This window comes from Massilia pseudoviolaceinigra (assembly GCF_030846505.1).
Lineage (GTDB): Bacteria > Pseudomonadota > Gammaproteobacteria > Burkholderiales > Burkholderiaceae_D > Telluria_A > Telluria_A violaceinigra.
In genome coordinates this window covers 1-2,201 of the sequence record NZ_JAVCWL010000079.1, presented here as the reverse complement: position 1 = coordinate 2,201, position 2,201 = coordinate 1, and the positions used below count along the sequence as shown (strand labels likewise).

Genomic DNA, 2,201 nt, shown 5'->3' with positions numbered 1-2,201 from the left:
ACATGGACCGGCCCGGAAAAATTGCCGAAGGACATTAACAAAGTACCTGGCATATTATCAGGCTCCTTTAAGACATTCGCCTCGCCAATGGAAATGACGTGGCGTGCGCGCGACGGTTCCGAGTTAAGCCACACTGTCGACCTCAACAAAGAAATTCCTGATCCTCGTGTTAGCTATGAATTTCCGGAGCGAGTCTTTCCCCAAAGACCATTTCTGGGAGAGCCGGTTGTCATCGTTGAATTCGATGATCGAACGATAAACATTTACTTAGCCGCCACCTTGCTAGTGCGTCCTCTCGATCCTGCCAGCCGGGAAGCAGACCACGCCGATACCTATACCCTTGTCTATTCCCGGACCTTGTAATGGCAATTGACGGATACGGGAATACCCCTAAGGTCGGGTCGATCGATACAGTCGATGTCGTTCGTGCAACCGACGAGCAATTGGGTCAATATGCCAAAGCCGACGAAAAAATCAGCCAGCTAGAGGTGCCCCAGCTCTATAACAGCGCTGACCCGCATGCGCGCATCTTTGTAGCAATGTTCGACGGAACGGGCAATAGTCTTGCTAACGACCCGGATAATCCTACCAATATCGGCATGTTAAAGGAACAACTCCGCCGTGTGAGTGAGGAAAACCCATCGATTCAAGGTCAATATTTAGAGGGCCCGGGGACGCAGAAAAACCCCCTTACCCGCACGCTCGACGGCGCCACCGGCTATACGTACGAAGCGCGCATGGAGAAGATGTATGAGGCATTTCAAAAGCAATCCGCAAAATGGCTGAAAGAGGATCCGAACGCTAAGATCAGCCTCATGTCGACTGGCTTTAGCCGTGGCGCGGAGCAAGCCGCCGGGTTCTCCCGGATGGTGCACGAACGCGGAATAACGGCATCGATAGAGATGGATACCACCATCCCTAAGGAAGGTAGTATTTCGCGCGCGTTAGGTGCAGTCCATAAGGGCCTGGGAAAGGACAGCGGTTTGCCTGAGCCGGAAGCTAAGCCGCCATTGCGTGCGCCTGGCAGCATTCCACAATCCGTTGTGCTCTACGATCCGGTCGGCACAGGTATGCCTAATCTCCATGACCGCCATCTGCCGCCCTCGGTTGTCACCGGAATGCAGATCAATGCCGCCGACGAGAAACGCAGTGCTTTTCCAGTTACAAACAATATCGAACAGGGCGTGTCCGACGATGGCCGGTTTTTAGCGGTAACAGTGCCGGGCGCGCATAGCGATGTTGGCGGCGGATACAAGTTGAAGGCGCTGTCGGACCGCGCTTTCAATCTGGCGACAAACTTTTACAACAAAGTGCTGGGCCATGACGCGATCCGCAAGGTTGACATTTCCACCGATCCAGACCACAGCGTCATTCATGACTCCACCCAGCATAAAATAATATACAAGAAAGTGGAAGAGCGCGGTGTTATCAATCTTCCCACTCGGGAAGCTGTAGACCCTGTTCTGCGGGAACAGTACCCGATCAAGGGTAAATCCGACGTCACGCCAGCGCCACAGACGGGGCCTGCTCAAGACAAGCCTGAGACCAGAAGCGCGCAGGAAGGCGTCCCGGTCCGCCCTGATCCTGCCGCCATTTCACGCGGCACCGCCGATCGGGCACCTGAACCGGCACAAGTCAAGTCCGAGGCACCGCGTGACGCCGCGAACCGTGCACCCGAACCGGCACCGGCCAAATCCGAGCCACCGCGCGAGGCCACCAACCGTGCAGCCGAGCCGGCAACTGCCAAGCCCGAGCCACAGCGCGAGACCGCGAACCGGGCACCCGAGCCGGCACCGGTCAAGTCCGAACCACCGCGCGAGGCCACCAACCGTGCCGCCGAGCCGGCACCGGCCAAGCCAGAGCCACCGCGCGACGCCACCAACCGTGCAGCCGAGCCGGCACCGGCCAAGCCCGAGCCACAGCGTGAGGCCGCGAACCGGGCACCCGAGCCGGCACCGGTCAAGTCCGAACCACCGCGCGAGGCCACCAACCGTGCAGCCGAGCCAGCACCGGCCAAGCCAGAGCCGCCGCGCGACGCCGTCGCTAGCGCTGTGCCGGCCCCGGCGACGGATGGAAAAGCCGAGTTTGCCAAGGCAATCAAGGCGGCCGGCCTGGAATTGAAAGAGCCGCCCGTCATGGACGGCACACTGCAGCGCGTGCCGGTCGCCGGCCGTGCCCCGGACAACCGCGATGGCGCCTAT

The 2,201-nt window shown here is 59.3% G+C and carries 2 protein-coding genes; both read left to right on the top strand.

What is annotated here, in order from left to right; all coding sequences use genetic code 11:
- On the top strand, nt 1–363 hold a 363-nt coding region (locus tag RBA40_RS33045), incomplete at its 5' end, for a hypothetical protein (RefSeq protein ID WP_306653113.1).
- The coding region (locus RBA40_RS33040) for a phospholipase effector Tle1 domain-containing protein (protein WP_306653111.1) at nt 363–2,201 on the top strand (1,839 nt) is incomplete at its 3' end. The genes RBA40_RS33045 and RBA40_RS33040, both read left to right, overlap by 1 nt.